Below are 15,697 nucleotides of genomic sequence, written 5' to 3' on the forward strand. Positions count from 1 at the left end.
CGCAGCGAGATTTTCGTGAAGACCGGCAGTTGCGCGCGAGAAAAGATTAACGCCGCAAGACTCCCGCTCCTCATGGTGAGGAGCGCGTCTTCGCGCGTCTCGAACCATGCAGGCCCTGCTCTCTCCCGCGGCGCATCCTTCGAGACGCCCGCTCCGCGGGCTCCTCAGGATGAGGAATTGGTATTATTCCGCCTTGATATCGGCGGCCTTCACGATCGGCCACCATTTCTCGGTCTCGGCCTTCTGGAAGGCTCCGAGCGCCGCGGGCGTTTGCTGATCCGCTGGCGGAATCTCCTGCCCCAGTTCGCCAAAACGCTGCTTGACGGAGGGATCGGCAAGCACGGTCACGATGGCCGCGTTGAGCTTTGTGACGATCTCCTTCGGCGTGCTCTTCGGCGCCCAGATGCCGTGCCAGTAGGAAATGTAGAGGCCGGGTAGGCCCGCCTCGTCGACGGTCGGAATGTCGGGCGCAGACGCGAGCCGTGTCGGCGACGTCACCGCGAACGCCTTGATCGCATTGTTCTTGTATTGCGGCAGAGAATTAGAGGCCTGATCGAACATGATGTCGATCTGCCCGGCCACGAGGTCGATCATGGCAGGCCCTGCGCCGCGATAAGGCACGAACTGAAAATCGGTGCCGGTCCTTCCCTTGAAGAAGACACCGGCGACATGGGCGCCCGTGCCGGCGCCGGCTGTGCCGGCAGTCGCCTTGCCGGGGTTGGCCTTCAGCCAGGCGATCATCTCTTTCAGATTGTTGGCCTCGAGCGACTTCCGGCCGACGATCAGCTGCGTGCCCATCGCAATCGTTGCGACCGGTTCGAAATCGGCGATCACGTCGTAGGGCAGCTTGAAGATCGCGCCGTTGAGCACATGCGTGCCCCAATGACCGATCGTGATCGTGGTGCCGTCAGGCGTTGCGCGCGCAACGCGGGCGCCGGCGATGCTGCCGGAGGCGCCGGCCACGTTTTCGACCACGACCGTCGTGTGCAGTTCGGCGGCGATGCGTTCGGACAGGATGCGCGCCAGCGTGTCGGTCGGACCGCCCGCAGCGAACGGCACCACGAGGGTGATGGGACGCGACGGAAACGGCTGCGCGCTCGCAGGTGCGATCCCCGTCGTACATCCAATCAGCGCGCCCACAACCATCGCATGGCCGCGCAATCCGACCCACAGCCCCCGCATCAGTCTCTCCCACCCTTTTTGCCGCCCGCATGTTGTCAACGGGCTGGGGCCGGAGTGAACGCTGCCGGACGGGCCGAGGCAAGTCGGAAATTTAGCGGAGCGACTATACGGCCGCCCGCCTTGGCGTCAAATTGGCGGCGCTATCAGCCGGAGGCGCGACGTGCATCAAGATGGTCTGGGTGGGGGATGCGACCTCGATGCCGTTCTGTTGGAAACGCTGTTTCATGCGGCGGTTGAATTCGCGCTGCACCGGCCAGCGTCCGGCCTCTGTGCAGCGGATCTGGCCGACGATCGACACCATGGCGCCGTCGACCTTGTCGACGCCCCAGAGATCGAGATCGCCGCGGATCAACGCGCGGAATTCCACCTCGCGGCGCATCTCGTCGACGATATCCTTGAGGATCTGACCGGCGCGGTCGGTGTCTTCCTTGTAGGCGACGTTGACGCTGACGGACGCATTGCCGGCGCCGCGGCTGGCATTGGTGATGGTCGTCACCGCGCTGAACGGCACGATGTGCACGGCACCGTCGCCGGCACGGAGCCTGATAGTCCGGATCGAGACGTTCTCGACCACGCCTGATAGTCCCGACACGCTGACGCTGTCGCCGACCTGGACGGTGTTCTCCAGCAGCAGGAATAGACCGGTGATCAGATCCTGCACCAGCTTTTGCGAACCGAAACCGATGGCGATGCCGACGATGCCGGCGCCCGCCAGCAGCGGCGCGACGTTGACGCCGATCTCGCTGAGCGCCGTGAGGCCGACGACGGAGGCGATCACGCAGAGCAAGGCTGTCCGCAGCATCGGCTGAAAGGTCCGCAGCCGCGCGGCGCGGGCATAGTGCCCGTCGCGCGACAGCGTATTGATCTGGCGGTCCAGCAGCGCGTTGCTGGCTTCCCAGATCGCCGCCGCGATGAGTACGGCAACGCCGATCGTCATCACCGCCGAGATCAGCCGGCTGCCGATCTGGCCACCATAGAACCAGACGATGGCATCGACGCCCCAGACTTCGAGCACGGCCACCAGGCCGATGAAGGCGATCACGCTGGATACGATCTTGCGCAGCAGCGGCAGATAGCGGTTGGCGCGGATCTCGAGACCCGGAAAGCGCTGGAGGATCTCCGGCTTGATGCGGAAGCCGCGGTCGATCAAGCCCAGCGTCAGCATGATGGCAACACGCGTGATCAGCACCACCGCGATGGTGCCGACGAAGTATTGCAGCAGCAGCGAATAGCCGTTGCGGATGTTCAGCGCCCACACAGCCCACAGCGCAAGATCGAGTGCGATGGCAAGATAGTGCCAGCCGCCCGCAATGCGGTTGCGCAGTCGCGCCGCGATCCCCTGCCGGTCGGCCGGCGCGCGGATGGCTTCGGCGACCTGGCGGCGGCTTTGCAGGATGATGACGACGACGAAGAGATGCACGACCAGCATCACCATGCGCAGGAGCGCGGCATAGCCGGCACGATGCAGGCCGAGCAGCAGCGCCACGTTGGCAAAGGCGATGCCGGAGACGCCGACACCGACGATACGACGCGCCCAGATCTCGATATAGGCCGCGGTTTCGGCCCTGACCGGAAACAAGCCGAACGGTCCCGCCAGCGCACGGACCGCACAGATGAGCGCGCGCGAGAACGCATAAGCATTGACGACCGCGAGGATCACGAGGCGGACGGTGGTGGGCTCGCCGATCTCTGTGCCGAGCAGCGCCGTGGCGGCGCCGACAAAGACCAACACCGGAAGCAGCTCGAGCAGGAAGCGTCCCAGCACGAGGGGCAGCCGCAGCATGACCTGCCAGGCCCGCGCCAGGCTGTGGCGGCGCCTGTGCAATTCGGGCGCGGGGGTGACATCGGCCACGGATGACGGCGGATCGGCAATCGGCAACACCTGCACCGGCAGACGCGCCGCTTGCGGCATGCGCACTTCCAGGAACGCGACGGGGCGCCGGATCAGACGGAACATCACCCATTCGGCGCAATAGGCGCAGCCGAACACCAGCGCTAGCTTCCAACCGATCTCGATCAGGAGATTATAGGCCGCAGGATCGTTCGCGGTCCGCACGATCCAGTAGTAGAACGCCGGGAAGTGCGTGAGCGTCCTGGCCATATCGGCGACGTCTCGCGAAATTTCGCCGATCTCCTGAGACACGGTGAGCATGAGCTGCGCACCGAGGCCGTCGGCCGCGAGCGGGATCGGCGATTTCTGCTCGGGCGCGGGTTGCTGCTGACCGGGCGCATTCGCGATCGCGCGCAACGTATCGATCATCTGCGCGCGCTTCTTGTCGTCCTGCAGCGTCTCCAGCGCGCGCTTGGCCTCCTCCGGCGACACTGCAGCAGCACTGTTGGCGGCCGGCGGCTCTGCGCGAGCGCTGGTGAAAGACGAGATCGCGAGGAAGAGAACGGCGAAGAGCGCCGGGGCAAGCTTTTGCGACACGAGGATTCCCTGGAAAAAAACAAAAGCGCCGGCGGAATCGGAATCGTCATCACCGAAGCGCATGCGTCATGTCGGAAGGCGTTATTCGCCCCGGTCCTGTGTCGGAAATTTGCCGATGCGGCGACATTCTCTTGGCATTTGCCGCAACGCAGGAAACGGGAACCGCGGTCTCGGAGACACCGGGCGCGTATTAGACGCAGTACGCGCAACCTCTCCCGTCATTCCGGGAGTCGGCCCGGAATGACGGCGATGAGGAGGAGAGAGGCAGGATGTCAAAAACGCCTGTCGCGGCGGCCCCGTCAGGGCCATCCGACATGATCGATGTGATGCGCAATACAGCGCCGGGCAGGTAGGGGCTTTGCCTTACTGATGCAGCCCACTAAACCTTGACCCGGCGTGCCGTTCGCGGATTCTGCCGCTATGCGATAGTCCGAACGAGCTCCATCGCAATTAACGCGGCTGGGTCTGCGGAGGTGGTGTCATAGACCTCCCCTTGCTCTTGATGTGGACATTGCGCGTCGCTTGTTTGCGACCATTGCGATGCTCCACCCGTGACACAAAACTGTCAAGCGGGATCGACCGCCTGAGGTATCACATTTCAGGACGCGTTCCATCTCACTGCGACAGATAAGCCGCAGCGGACCGCGGAATAAATTCCCTTCGGCAGTGGGCAAATTACGAGGCCGTCCTTCCCACCAATGTCGAGCGCCTCTGCTACTGGTGGGGCCGCGGGTATTGAGGGGACGACGGGGCCGATGGTGACATCCTGCTCCTGTTTTGCCCGACGAGTCAAACGGCTTCGTAAAATCCGCAGCCGTTTATAGTGTCCGTCAAGCCATTGATTTCGCTATCCTCGGCTACTGTGCATGGGGTTGTTTTCGCGTTTTTTGTCCGTGACCACGAGTGGGCGGGCTTCGCGCCAATCGACTGTCACTTCGCTCGCCCCTTGCTTCCCTTGCCCTCTTTCTCCAGCGCGTTGCGCACCTCGCCGAATTCCTCCCGCGACGCCTTGTCGGCGCGCGGAAAGCGCAAATCGAGCTTTTCGAGCGCTGCGACGATGGCCGACCCGATCACGACGCGGGCGAACCATTTGTGATCGGCCGGCACGACATACCACGGCGCATGCGGCGTTGCCGTGTGGCGCACGATGTCCTGATAGACCGCCTGGTAGCGCGGCCACAGCGCACGTTCCTTGATGTCGTCCATGGAGAACTTCCACTGCTTGGACGGATCCTCCAGCCGGTCGAGGAAGCGCTCGCGCTGCTCGTCCTTGGACAGGTTGAGGAAGAATTTCAGCACCACGGTGCCGTTACGCGAGAGATAGCGCTCGAAGGCGGAGATGTCCTCAAACCGCTCTTTCCAGATGTTCTTGGTGACGAGCTTTTGCGGCAGCTTCTCTTTGGCAAGGATCTCCGGATGCACGCGCGTCACCAGACATTCCTCGTAATGAGAGCGGTTGAAGATGCCGATATGGCCGCGTTCCGGCAGCGCGATCACGTGACGCCAGAGGAAGTCGTGGTCGAGCTCCTTGCTGCTCGGCGCCTTGAACGCACTGACTTCGCAGCCCTGCGGATTGATGCCCTCGAAGATCGCCTTGATCGCAGAATCCTTGCCGCCGGCGTCCATCGCCTGGAACACGATTAGCACCGACCAGCGGTCCTGGGCGTAGAGCTTCTCCTGAAACGCGATCAGCCGCTTCTTGTTGGCGTCGAGAAGCTCCTGCGCCTTCTCCTTGTCGAGGTCGCCCTTCGCGTCGGTCTTGTGGTCCTTGAGATGAAACTTGCCCGATCCATCGTAGCGGAACGGCGTGATGTAGCGGTCAAGTTCCTGGGCGAGCGATTTGGACGGCTTCTTGCTCATGAGCGCGGGGCACCTTGCGTTGCGGCTTCAATCGATCGAGCAAGCTACCAAGGATACCCTTGGGAAGGAATATGATGAAAAGCACGAGCAACACGCCGTAGACGAGATTGTCCCAGCCGACCGCCTTGGTGCCGAAACCAATGCGCAAGGTCTCGGCCAGCAGGATCGTGATGACGGCGCCGAAGGTCGGGCCGAGCGAGACGAACAGGCCGCCGACGATGGCGGCGAACACCATCTGGAGCGACACCGCGATGCCGCTGACGGTGTCGGGCGTGATGAACATCTGGTACTGGCAATAGATCGCGCCGGCGAGCGCCGTCATCACCGCGCTGAGCAGCGTGATCTTCAGCTTCTCCGCCGTGACGTCGACGCCAGCGGCGGCCGCAGCGTCCTCGTCTTCCGAGATCGCCTCAAGCGCATAGCGGGCCATGCTGCGGTCAACCCAGTGCCAGACCACGATGCCGAACAGCCAGACCCCGAGCGCGATCAGGTACCAGGTGATCTTGTCGTCGAATTGCAGCGCCAGGAGCTTGTTGCCCGGGGCCCGGTTCGGCGTGTAGCCGAGCGAGCCGCCGGTATAGTCGCGCGTCGCCGTGATGACCTGGAGCACGATCCCGGAGAGCGCGAGCGTCACCAGCACGAAATAGTGCCCGGTGATGCGGAAGCGGAAACAGGGATAGCCGACGATCAGCGCCAGCACGCCGGCCGCGACCATGCCGATGGGGATGCCGATCCAGGGTGACCATCCCAGATGATTCCAGAGCAGTGCGGTGACATAGGCGCCGATACCCATGAAACCGCCATGGCCGAGCGAGACGAGGCCGAACCGCCCCATCATCGACCAGGACGTATAGGCGAACGACCAGATCAGGATCAGCACCAGGATGTGCAGATGATAGGGATCGCGATAGACGAAGGGCAGCGCGACCAGCGCCGCTAATCCTATCGCCCAGGCTGCAAGCCGCCCCCGCCCCATCATCGGCGCCTCGCCAGCAGGCCCGCGGGGCGGATGAACATCATGACGATGAAGAAGGCGAAGGCGAGCACATAGCCCCATTCGAGATCGGAGAACAGGCCGCCAAGCGAGATGATCTCGGCGAACACGAAGGCGGCGATGAAGCCGCCGATGAAATTGCCGAGGCCGCCGAGCACGCAGATCAGGAAGGTGATCGGTCCGAACGACAGACCGACGAAGGGATGCACGTCATATTGCAGAACCAGCAGGCAGGCGGCGAGCCCGGCCAGAGCGCCGCCGAGTGCCGAGGTAATGAGATAGATCCGCTTGGTGTCGACGCCCATCAGCGCCATGATCTGCCGGTCCTGCGAGATCGCCCGGATCGCGGTGCCGGTGAAGGTCCGCGTCATGAACAGATAGACCACGACCATGCCGACCAGCGCCGCCAGAAAGGACAGCAGCCGCGCATAGCTAAAATGCATTTCGCCGAAGGCGAGCACCGGCAGGCGGATGCCGAGGTTGCGAAAGTCGATGCCGAAGGCGACGGTCGCAAAGCTCTGGAGCACGAACAGCACCCCGCCGGTCGCGAGCAATTGATTGATCGGAGGCGCTGTGAGCAGCGGCGCGATCACGAGGTAATGCAGCGCCGCGCCGAGCACCGCGACCAGCAGGATGGTAAGCGGCGCGGCGACGAAATAGCTGATGCCGTAATGCTGCACCATGAAATACATGGCGTACATGCCGATCATCACCAGTTCGGCGTAGCAGATCCAGGTCACGTCGATGACGCCGAAGATCAGGTTGAGCCCGAGCGCGAGCAGCGCCAGCACGCCGCCGAGCAGGATACCGTTGATCACGGCCTCCAGCAGGTAGATGTCGAAAATGTCCAAAAATGCTTGCATGCCCGCATGAACCTCACACCCCGAGATACGCTTCCTTGACCGTGTCGCTCGCCAGCATCTCGGCCGAGGTGCCTGAGGACCTGATCGTGCCCGCCTCGATCAGATAGGCACGATCGACCACTTTCAGCACCTGCTGCACATTCTGCTCGACGATCAGCACGGTCAGCCCGCTTGCTCGGATCCGCTTCACCAGCTCGAACACCTGCTGCACCACCACTGGCGCCAGCCCCGCCGACGGCTCGTCGAGCAGCAGCAGCTTTGGATTCGACATCAACGCGCGTCCGATCGCGCACATTTGCTGCTCGCCGCCGGACATGGTGCCGGCCATCTGGTGGCGGCGCTCCTTCAGGCGCGGAAACAGATCGAACACGACGTCCAGCCGCTCGGCATAATGGCCGCGCGCCTCCTTCATGAAGGCGCCCATCTTGAGATTGTCGTCGACCGAGAGCTGCGGAAACAGCCGCCGGTTCTCCGGCACATGCGCGATCCCGAGACTGACGATCTTGTGCGACGGCGTCGCCACGACGTCGATGCCCTCCATCGCGATCGACCCACGCGCGGGACGGATCAGGCCGGAAATGACGCGCATCAAGGTGGTCTTGCCGGCGCCGTTCGGCCCGATGACGCCGACCGCCTCGCCGGCCTTCACGTCGAGATTGACGTCGAACAGCGCCTGGAAGGTGCCGTAACCGGCATTGACGGCGCGGAGCTCCAGCATCGACTATCCTCCCGCGCGGCGGCGCGCTTCGGCGGCCGCGGCCTGCGTGGTCTCGGCATCGGTGCCGAGATAGACCTCGATGACGCGCGGATCGCCGGCAACCGCGCTCGGCAAACCTTCCGAGATCTTTTCGCCGTGGTCGAGCACCATCACGCGATCGACGACGCGCATCAGAACGCCCATGATGTGCTCGACCCAGATGATGGTGATGCCGAGCTCGTCGCGGATGTTGCGCAGCATGTCGGCGGCCTGGCCCATCTCGGCTTCGTCGAGCCCGCCGAGGCTCTCGTCGGCGAGCAGCAGTTTTGGCCCAGTCGCGAGTGCTTTCGCCAGTTCGAGCTTTTTCAGGCCGGCTGCGCCGAGGCCATCGACGCTGGCGTGGCGATCGGTCGGCAGGCCGACCATGGCCAGCGATCGCTCGGCCGCCTCCTCGGCCCTGGCACGGCTGTGGCGGCCCTGGCCGTAGAATCCGGCGAGCGCGACGTTCTCGAACATCGTCAAGCGGCGGAACGGCCGCGGGATCTGGAAGGTGCGGCCGATACCACTGTTGATGATCCGGTGCGGTGCGAGGCCCGCGATCTCGGAGCCGCCGAACAGGATCGAACCGGATGTCGGCGCCAGCGTGCCTGAGAGCATGTTGAAGATCGTGCTCTTGCCCGAGCCGTTGGGGCCGATCAGGCCGAGGATCTCGCCCTGATCGACTTTGAACGACACGTTGTTGACGGCGGTGAAGCCACCAAACCGCTTCACCAGCCCGCTGACTTCCAGCACCGCTCCGCCCTCCTTGCTACGCGTATTTGCGCTACTGGTTGCTGTAGGTGGTGCCCTTCGGAAGCGGCAGCACGGCCTCGCGCTGCGCCTGGCTCTTGGGCCACACCACCGAGGATTTATCGTCGATGTACTGGATCACGACCGGGAATGAGCGCTCGTTCTGCCCGGCCATCGGCGTGCCCTCGCCGTAGAACTTGACGCCGAAGCCGAGCATGGTGCCGCCCTCGGGGATGTCGGTGTCGAGCGCCGCTTTGCGCAGCGCATCGGGATCGACACCACCGTATTTCTTGATCGCGCGCGGCAGGACGTCATTCATGAACACATAGGTGTTGGACGCGCCGATGCCGACATGGGCCGAGCGGATGGCGACGCCGGGCCGGATCTTGTCGAACTCCTCGCCGACCATCTTGATCACCGCAGGGAGCTTCGGATCCATGGTCTTCTGGTTGGCAAGCCAGATCGAGATCGGGTCGGTGTTGAAGATGTAGGTGGCATCGGCGCCCATGCCTTCCTTCAGCTTCTCATAGACGCCGTAACCCGCACCGTGCCCCATCAGCGCACCGAACTTCAGGCCCTGCTCGCGGGCCTGGCGCAACAGCAGCGTAATGTCCGGATTGTAGCCGGTGTGGAAAATGACGTCGGGCTTGGCGCGCTTCAACTTGGTCACCAGCGCGGAGAGGTCAGGCGCGGTGGCCGAATAGCCCTCCTTCATCACGACGTTGAAGCCAGCCTTCTTCGCGCCGGCCTCGTTGCCCTTGGACACGTCGACACCATAGGCGCCGTCCTCGTGGATGATGGCGACGCGCAGATCCTTCGGCTCCTTGTCGAACTTCGCCTTGGCGTTCTGCGCGATGAAATCCATCGTCATCATGCCAAACTGGTCGCCGCTCGCCTGCGGCCGGAAGACGTATTTGTAGCCCTTCTCGTTGAACACGGCCGACGAGATGCAGGTCGTCATCCACATGAACTTCTTGAGCTGCTCGACTCGCGCGGCCACCGGCACACATTGCGCCGACGAGAAGAAGCCGAGCACCATGTCGACCTTCTCCTGCTCGAGCAGGCGGACGGATTCGTTGATGGCGATGTCGGGCTTGCTCTGCGCGTCGGCATAGACCGCCTCGATCTTGTAGCCCTCGACGCCGGTCCTGGCGAAGTGGTCGAGGATGATCTTTGCGCCGATATAGCCGAGCTCAGAGCCGCCGCCGGCGAGAGGTCCGGTCAAATCGAAAACGACGCCGATCTTGATCTTCTTCTCTTGAGCCTGGGCGGAGACCGCCAAGCCCGTCGCTGATATCGCGACCAACAGCCCACGCACCAAGCGGGCAGCCATGCGCACGCGCATCAAAACCTCCCTGAACGATTGTGCATTGCATTCTCTTTGCTTTTGCTTTTTTGCCCATCACATGGGCTGAGCGCAGCGATGTCAAGCCTCGCGCTTCAGCGCGACGCGAACTGCTGCTCGACGAAGGCCGTGACAAATCGCGGCATGGACGGCGTGAGATCACTCATCCCGTGCACGAGATGGATAGCCGAGAGCTCCGGCTCAGCCTCGCGCGCCAGATTGGCTTCGATCCGCGCACGCGCCACGTCACCCGGCATGTCCAGGTTGATAATTTGCATCATTGCAATCGTGGGCCCGGAGACGACACAATGCCAGTCCGGCTCGGCACGGTAGTCGGCCGCGGTCAGGCCGGTCTCTTCCTCGAGTTCGCGGACAACGCTGCCGGAAATGTCGAGCGTGTCGCCCCTGACGTCATCAAGGTCGGGCGTGCCCGAGGGGAAATAGATGCGCCCGCCGTTGGCGGTGTGCTGTGCCATCTCGCCCATCACGAAGGCGCCGTCGGAGGTGCGCAGCGCGCCCATGCCGAAACCGTTGAACACGGCTTTGTCGGGAATGCCCCAGTCGCGCCAGGCGAGGAAGCTCGCGAAATCGGTCTCGAAATAGGTCGCGGTGAAATGGCCATCCGTAAACACGGGATCACGCCCGAGCAGGACACGGCCGTTCCAGATCTTCGGCCGCTCACGCTGCTTCTCGGCGAAATGCGCGGCGATCTCGGCGCGCCGCACCTCGGCGAACGGCCAGACGATCGGCCGCACGGCGAGATCAAGGGTGGTGACGCGATGAATGATTGGTGACGTCATGACGCCTGATGACCACACCTTCGCGTCAGTTATTTGGCGCTCCCCGTGGTCTTCTTGGCCTGCTCGACGTACTTGTTGGTGAAGGTCTTGCTGACGTCGATCTTGGCGTTAGCGACCTCGGGCGAGCCAACGCTGAACACCGCGAGCACGGCGTCAGCGCCCTTCGGATCCATCTTGCCGGTCTCGGAGAACATAGGAATCGTGTTCTTGAGCGCCGCGAGATAGAGGTCCTTGTTCTTTCCGACCGTCTCCTCCGGCATCTTCGCCATGATCTCCTCGGGCGAGTGCGAGTGGATCCAGGCGAGCGTGCCCATGATCGCGTTGGTCAGCGCCTGCGTCTCCTTTTCGTGGCCGGCAACCCAGGCCGCGGTCGAGTACAGCGCACCGCCCGGATATTCGCCACCGAACGTCTCGAGCGTGTCCTTCTGGGTGCGGGTGTCGCTGAGGATGCGAAGATCCTTGTGACTGCCCTGGAGCACGGTGACGGAGGGATCGAGCATCACGGCGGCGTCGATCTGGCCCTGCTCCATCGCGGCGACCGCGGTGGCGCCGAGGCCGACGCCGATCACGGCAGCGCTGGCGGGATCGACCCCATTCTTCTTGAGCATGTATTTGAGGAAGAAGTCCGTGGAGGAGCCGGGCGCGCTGACGCCGACCTTCTTGCCGGCGAGATCCTTGATCGACTTGATCTCGTTGGTGTGCGAGGGCGAAACCACCAGCACGAGGCCGGGATAGCGGTCATAGACCACGAAAGCCTGGAGCTCCTGCTTCTTGGCGGCGAGGTTGACGCAATGGTCGAAATAGCCGGAGACCACGTCGGCGCTGCCGCCGAGCACGGCCTTGAGCGCGTCCGAGCCGCCCTTGAGGTCCACCAATTCGACACTGAGACCCGCCTTGTCGTATTCGCCGAGCTGCTTGGCCAGCACCGTCGGCAGATAGCACAGGCAGGAGCCGCCGCCGATGGCGATCGTGATCTTGCTTTGCGCCGCGGCAAGACCGGTGGTGAGCGTCAGCGCGAGCAACGCGCCGGCGAGCCGGCCAAACAGTTTCTTCATGGTTTCCTCCCGGTCTCAATTCGAGGCGCACGATAGAGCAGCGTGCGCCGCCTGAGAAGATGCCGTGCCTACGATAGACTAAAAGCCGATCCGGAGGCCGCCCCGGCCGCTGACGATCGAGCCCGAATTGTTCCACGCGAGATATTCGGCCGCAGCGAAAAGAGACACGTTGCGCGACTGCCATTCCACGCCAAGGCCACCGAAACCACCCCAGACATTGCCCGCGCCCGGTGCGGTGAAGGCGAGCGGCTGCGTGAGCAAGGTGGCGTTAACGGTATCGCCACCGACCCGCTGCAAACCGAGCGCCCCGCCGGACAGGTGGATGGTTAGCAGCGATGCCGGGGATATCTGCGTGGTTCGGATGAACTTCAGCTCGGCCCGCTCCTCGATATTTTGCGTATTGCGGCCGCCGGCCGTCAGCGGCGCGGTGGTACCGGTCTCGGTATAGCCGTCGAAACCGGCATAGAGGTAACGGACCTGCACGTTCGGCGTCAGCGCGTAGTGCGAATCGAGCAGCGTTCCGAGCGCGAAGCGATGGCCCCATGTCAGTTCGGGACTGACGTACCAGCCGGTGTAACCCGCGGTCGCCGTCTCCAACCCATTAGCCACGAGATTGTTGTTGACCAGACGAGACGTCGAACTGTGCAGGGCCCCGCCCTGCAGCGCCGCATTGAGGAACGATGCGCCCGACGTGTAGCGCGCGTAGGCTCCGCCAAATGCGAGATTGCTGTCAGTGGCGTCGCCGTTCAGATCGAGGCGGTTATGGGTGCTGCCCGCGCCGACGAACAGGCCGAGCCGCAAATCCGGCCGCAGCGATTTGTCGATGCCGATCGCACCGCCATACCAGGTCGTGACGTTGCGCGACAGCAGGCCATCGGCAGCCTGCACATGCCGTCCGCCAAACCCTCTGCCCCACACGGCGGTGCCGTCGGCATAAACCGCGGTCGGACTCTTGTAGGCAACCTCGTCCGAGGCATAGGCCGAAAGGCCGGGAATGCCGGCAAAGGCATCGGCGATGCCCGACATGCCGCTATCGGGCGCAGCGAATGCGGACACGCCGCCACCGGATGCCATCACGCTGTCGAATGCCGGCACGATCGCAGAGACGCTGCGCGAGAAGTCGGCAAGCACGCTGCCGGCCGTTGCAAACGAGGACGGATCGACCGAGGCGATCCGGTTGCCCGACACCACGTAAGGCACCGTGCCGTTCACCGTTGCGCCGGCCAGCGTATCGAAGGTGAGGTTCTGGTTGACCGCCCGCATGTTGACGGTGTCGCCGCCGCCGCCAAGATTGACGGCGCCGATGATGCGCGATCCCTGCTGCACGGTGAGCGTGTCGGACAATCCCACGAACTGGAGCGCGGCGAGCCGCCCGCTGAGGATCCCGGAATTGGTCAAATTGCTGGAGCCAAATGCCTGAATGCCGAAGCCGCCGGCCGAGACGGTGCCGGAATTGATCACGGTGGCATTGTGCTGATCGACTAAAATGGCAATGCCGCCCGTACCATTCGCCGAAATGATTCCGGAATTGACGATATGGCCGTTCTGAAGACCGATGATCGCGACGCCGGAGGGTCCATTGGCAGCGATCACGCCCGAATTCGTCACATTTGCATCTCGCACGGCGATGATAGCTGTAGCGGACAGACCGTCAGCCAGAATGGACCCGGAATTGAATACATTTGCATCTCGACCGGCACCGACGCCGGTACCGACGCCCGACGACGAGATGGTGCCGGAATTGACCACGTTGGCGTCTCGGCCCGCAGAAATTCCAACCGTGCCCGCGATCGTGCCCGAAATGACTCCGGAATTGATGACGTTGGCATCCTGAAAAGCGCGGATCGCGCGCGCGGTGAAGCCGCCGACCGAAATGGTGCCGGAATTGACCACGTTTGCGGTCGTTGCAGAGATGGCGAACAGATTTCCCAGGACGAGCCCTGAGTTGTTGACGTCGGCGATCTGGGTGGCGGCAATGGCGGTGCCGCCGGTATCGTTGGCTCTGATGAGCCCCGAATTGGTCACGGCGGCATTCCGCAGCGCGTGAATGGCGACGCCAGTGCTGGAAGCAGTGATCGTGCCGGTATTGGCTACGGTGGCATCTCGAATCGAAAGGACACCGCGACCGCCGTCCCCGGCCGAGATGATTCCGGAGTTGGTCAAACTGGCGTCTTGATAACTCTTGATACCGATGCCGCTGACGCCGTTCACCGAGATGGTGCCGGAATTGGTCGCAAGGACGGTCTCGCCGGAGACAATGCCGATGCCGCCGCTTCCATTGGCCGAGATGGCCCCGAAATTGATAACGGTGGCAGTGTGCAGATCGACGAAAATACCGAAGCCATCGGGGCCGTCGGTCAGGATGCTTCCGGAATTGATCACATAGGCATTTCGACTAGCGATAATACCGGTGCCTTGGGCACCGTTGGCCGAAATCGTGCCGGAGTTAATTACGTTGGCGTCGCGCGTAGCCACAATAGCGTTACTCATACCATCGTCAGCCTGGATGATCCCGGAATTGCTAATGGTGGCATCCCGTCCCACCGCAACGGCGCTGTTGGCAGCACCCGCGGCAGCGACACTTCCTGAATTCGTCAGGTTCAAATCCTGATTGGCGAAGATGCCCAGACTGCTGAAGCCGCTGCTGGAGATCACGCCGGCCGCGGTGTTGGTCAGACTTAGCGTCCCCAGATCCTGCAAGCCGACATTGCCAATGCCCCGAATACTGGTATCAGCGAGCGTCCCGCCATTGGTGCAAGTCTGATTGGTCTGGACCGGGAAACCGACGCACTGCGCATTCGCAGCGTCCATCGGCCAAAGCATCAGCGGCAACATCGCCGCCAAGAACACAGCCCCCGACATTCGGCAGCCACCGAAAGGCATTCCCAGACAAGACCTGAAAATTCGCAAAATATTCCTCAAACGCTCATCAAAAATAACGCCGAGGCGATCCAAGCGTTGGCGGCATGTTATTCAAATCAGGCGACTAAAGTCGATCAGCCCCGCGAATATGGCCGCCTATTTCAAATCCCTGTGGCAAACGCGCAACGCTGGGAACGCCGACCATATCGGCCGATCACCGCAAAGCAGCATGCGGCCCTTGAGACGGCGACTTTCCGACCGCTGGTCAAGCAAGTACCGGCGGCATACCATCGCTCGAATAATAATCAGCACGGGGAGGACTACCCATGAATCGCCTGGCCATCACGCTATCGCTCGTCGCCGCCTTTGCCGCCGGGTGCGGCGCAACCCACCTGATGCGGCCGGCGCTCGCCGCCGAGAACATCGCCCTGCAGATCATTCACACCGCCGAGATGGAGGGCGACGCACTCGGGAATGCCAACGCTGTCGGCTACCGTTCCAAGACGTTCGCAAGCGCCGATGGCGCCACCATCTCGATCCAGGTCGGCAATGTGCCCAAGCACATGCATCCCAACACCAACGAGATCCAGTACATTTTAGAGGGCACCGGCACGATCTGGTTCGGCGACAAGGAAGTCACGGTGAAGCCGGGCGACCTTGTCATCATCCCGAAGGGGACGCCGCATGGCGGCACCAAGCCGATCAGCGGACAGGTCAAGGCGATCGCGATCAAGACACCGCCGCAGGCGCCCGACGACACCAAGCTGCTGGACTGACCCATCGCGCTTCCGGGCTCGCGCCAATGCGCGGGCCCGTTCTTGA

General features: G+C 63.1%; 12 protein-coding genes. 1 reads left to right on the plus strand and 11 read right to left on the minus strand.

What is annotated here, in order from left to right:
• Positions 1-183: 183 nt before the first annotated feature.
• The 11 genes from IVB27_RS06800 to IVB27_RS06850 all read right to left on the minus strand — a co-directional run bounded on the left by IVB27_RS06800 (position 184) and on the right by IVB27_RS06850 (position 14,875).
• Entirely contained in the window at positions 184-1,182 is a 999-nt protein-coding gene (locus IVB27_RS06800) for a tripartite tricarboxylate transporter substrate-binding protein (protein WP_247341403.1), read from the minus strand.
• A gap of 103 nt (positions 1,183-1,285) precedes the next feature.
• Positions 1,286-3,610 (minus strand): mechanosensitive ion channel domain-containing protein, encoded by a 2,325-nt coding sequence (locus tag IVB27_RS06805; RefSeq protein ID WP_247442907.1) that lies wholly within the window; start codon positions 3,608-3,610, stop codon positions 1,286-1,288.
• A 930-nt stretch (positions 3,611-4,540) separates the two neighbouring features.
• On the minus strand, positions 4,541-5,470 hold the full coding sequence (locus IVB27_RS06810) for a polyphosphate kinase 2 family protein (RefSeq protein ID WP_247341400.1): 930 nt from the start codon (positions 5,468-5,470) through the stop codon (positions 4,541-4,543).
• Positions 5,430-6,449, minus strand: a complete 1,020-nt coding sequence (locus IVB27_RS06815; protein WP_247341398.1) for a branched-chain amino acid ABC transporter permease — start codon at positions 6,447-6,449, stop codon at positions 5,430-5,432. The genes IVB27_RS06810 and IVB27_RS06815 overlap by 41 nt, the downstream gene beginning before the upstream one ends.
• Positions 6,446-7,327 carry a branched-chain amino acid ABC transporter permease gene (locus IVB27_RS06820; RefSeq protein ID WP_247341396.1) on the minus strand — a complete coding sequence of 294 codons (882 nt, stop codon included), beginning with the start codon at positions 7,325-7,327 and terminating at the stop codon, positions 6,446-6,448. The genes IVB27_RS06815 and IVB27_RS06820 overlap by 4 nt, the downstream gene beginning before the upstream one ends.
• Positions 7,328-7,340: 13 nt before the next feature.
• On the minus strand, positions 7,341-8,045 hold the full coding sequence (locus IVB27_RS06825) for an ABC transporter ATP-binding protein (protein WP_247341394.1): 705 nt from the start codon (positions 8,043-8,045) through the stop codon (positions 7,341-7,343).
• Positions 8,046-8,048: 3 nt separating this feature from the next.
• Positions 8,049-8,816 (minus strand): ABC transporter ATP-binding protein, encoded by a 768-nt coding sequence (locus IVB27_RS06830; protein ID WP_247341392.1) that lies wholly within the window; start codon positions 8,814-8,816, stop codon positions 8,049-8,051.
• Positions 8,817-8,847: 31 nt separating this feature from the next.
• Positions 8,848-10,158 (minus strand): ABC transporter substrate-binding protein, encoded by a 1,311-nt coding sequence (locus tag IVB27_RS06835; protein WP_247341389.1) that lies wholly within the window; start codon positions 10,156-10,158, stop codon positions 8,848-8,850.
• 95 nt (positions 10,159-10,253) lie between these two features.
• On the minus strand, positions 10,254-10,958 hold the full coding sequence (locus IVB27_RS06840; RefSeq protein WP_247341387.1) for an NUDIX hydrolase: 705 nt from the start codon (positions 10,956-10,958) through the stop codon (positions 10,254-10,256).
• Positions 10,959-10,987: 29 nt separating this feature from the next.
• Positions 10,988-12,013 (minus strand): ABC transporter substrate-binding protein, encoded by a 1,026-nt coding sequence (locus IVB27_RS06845; RefSeq protein ID WP_247341385.1) that lies wholly within the window; start codon positions 12,011-12,013, stop codon positions 10,988-10,990.
• A 78-nt stretch (positions 12,014-12,091) separates the two neighbouring features.
• Entirely contained in the window at positions 12,092-14,875 is a 2,784-nt protein-coding gene (locus IVB27_RS06850) for an autotransporter outer membrane beta-barrel domain-containing protein (protein ID WP_247442334.1), read from the minus strand.
• A 326-nt stretch (positions 14,876-15,201) separates the two neighbouring features.
• Here IVB27_RS06850 and IVB27_RS06855 point away from each other — a divergent pair, with 326 nt between their 5' ends.
• A complete protein-coding gene (locus IVB27_RS06855; RefSeq protein WP_247442336.1) occupies positions 15,202-15,651 on the plus strand; it encodes a cupin domain-containing protein in 450 nt (149 codons plus the stop codon).
• Positions 15,652-15,697: the final 46 nt, after the last annotated feature.

The sequence above is a fragment of the Bradyrhizobium sp. 197 genome, assembly GCF_023073375.1.
In the GTDB taxonomy this organism is placed as follows: Bacteria; Pseudomonadota; Alphaproteobacteria; order Rhizobiales; family Xanthobacteraceae; genus Bradyrhizobium.

What these genes read in the sequence shown, in the direction of transcription:
- IVB27_RS06800 (WP_247341403.1), bottom strand. Translation starts at nt 1,182, where the DNA reads ATGCGGGGGCTGTGGGTCGGATTGCGCGGCCATGCGATGGTTGTGGGC.
- IVB27_RS06810 (WP_247341400.1), bottom strand. Translation starts at nt 5,470, where the DNA reads ATGAGCAAGAAGCCGTCCAAATCGCTCGCCCAGGAACTTGACCGCTAC.
- IVB27_RS06815 (WP_247341398.1), bottom strand. Translation starts at nt 6,449, where the DNA reads ATGATGGGGCGGGGGCGGCTTGCAGCCTGGGCGATAGGATTAGCGGCG.
- IVB27_RS06820 (WP_247341396.1), bottom strand. Translation starts at nt 7,327, where the DNA reads ATGCAAGCATTTTTGGACATTTTCGACATCTACCTGCTGGAGGCCGTG.
- IVB27_RS06825 (WP_247341394.1), bottom strand. Translation starts at nt 8,045, where the DNA reads ATGCTGGAGCTCCGCGCCGTCAATGCCGGTTACGGCACCTTCCAGGCG.
- IVB27_RS06835 (WP_247341389.1), bottom strand. Translation starts at nt 10,158, where the DNA reads ATGCGCGTGCGCATGGCTGCCCGCTTGGTGCGTGGGCTGTTGGTCGCG.
- IVB27_RS06840 (WP_247341387.1), bottom strand. Translation starts at nt 10,958, where the DNA reads ATGACGTCACCAATCATTCATCGCGTCACCACCCTTGATCTCGCCGTG.
- IVB27_RS06845 (WP_247341385.1), bottom strand. Translation starts at nt 12,013, where the DNA reads ATGAAGAAACTGTTTGGCCGGCTCGCCGGCGCGTTGCTCGCGCTGACG.
- IVB27_RS06850 (WP_247442334.1), bottom strand. Translation starts at nt 14,875, where the DNA reads ATGTCGGGGGCTGTGTTCTTGGCGGCGATGTTGCCGCTGATGCTTTGG.
- IVB27_RS06855 (WP_247442336.1), top strand. Translation starts at nt 15,202, where the DNA reads ATGAATCGCCTGGCCATCACGCTATCGCTCGTCGCCGCCTTTGCCGCC.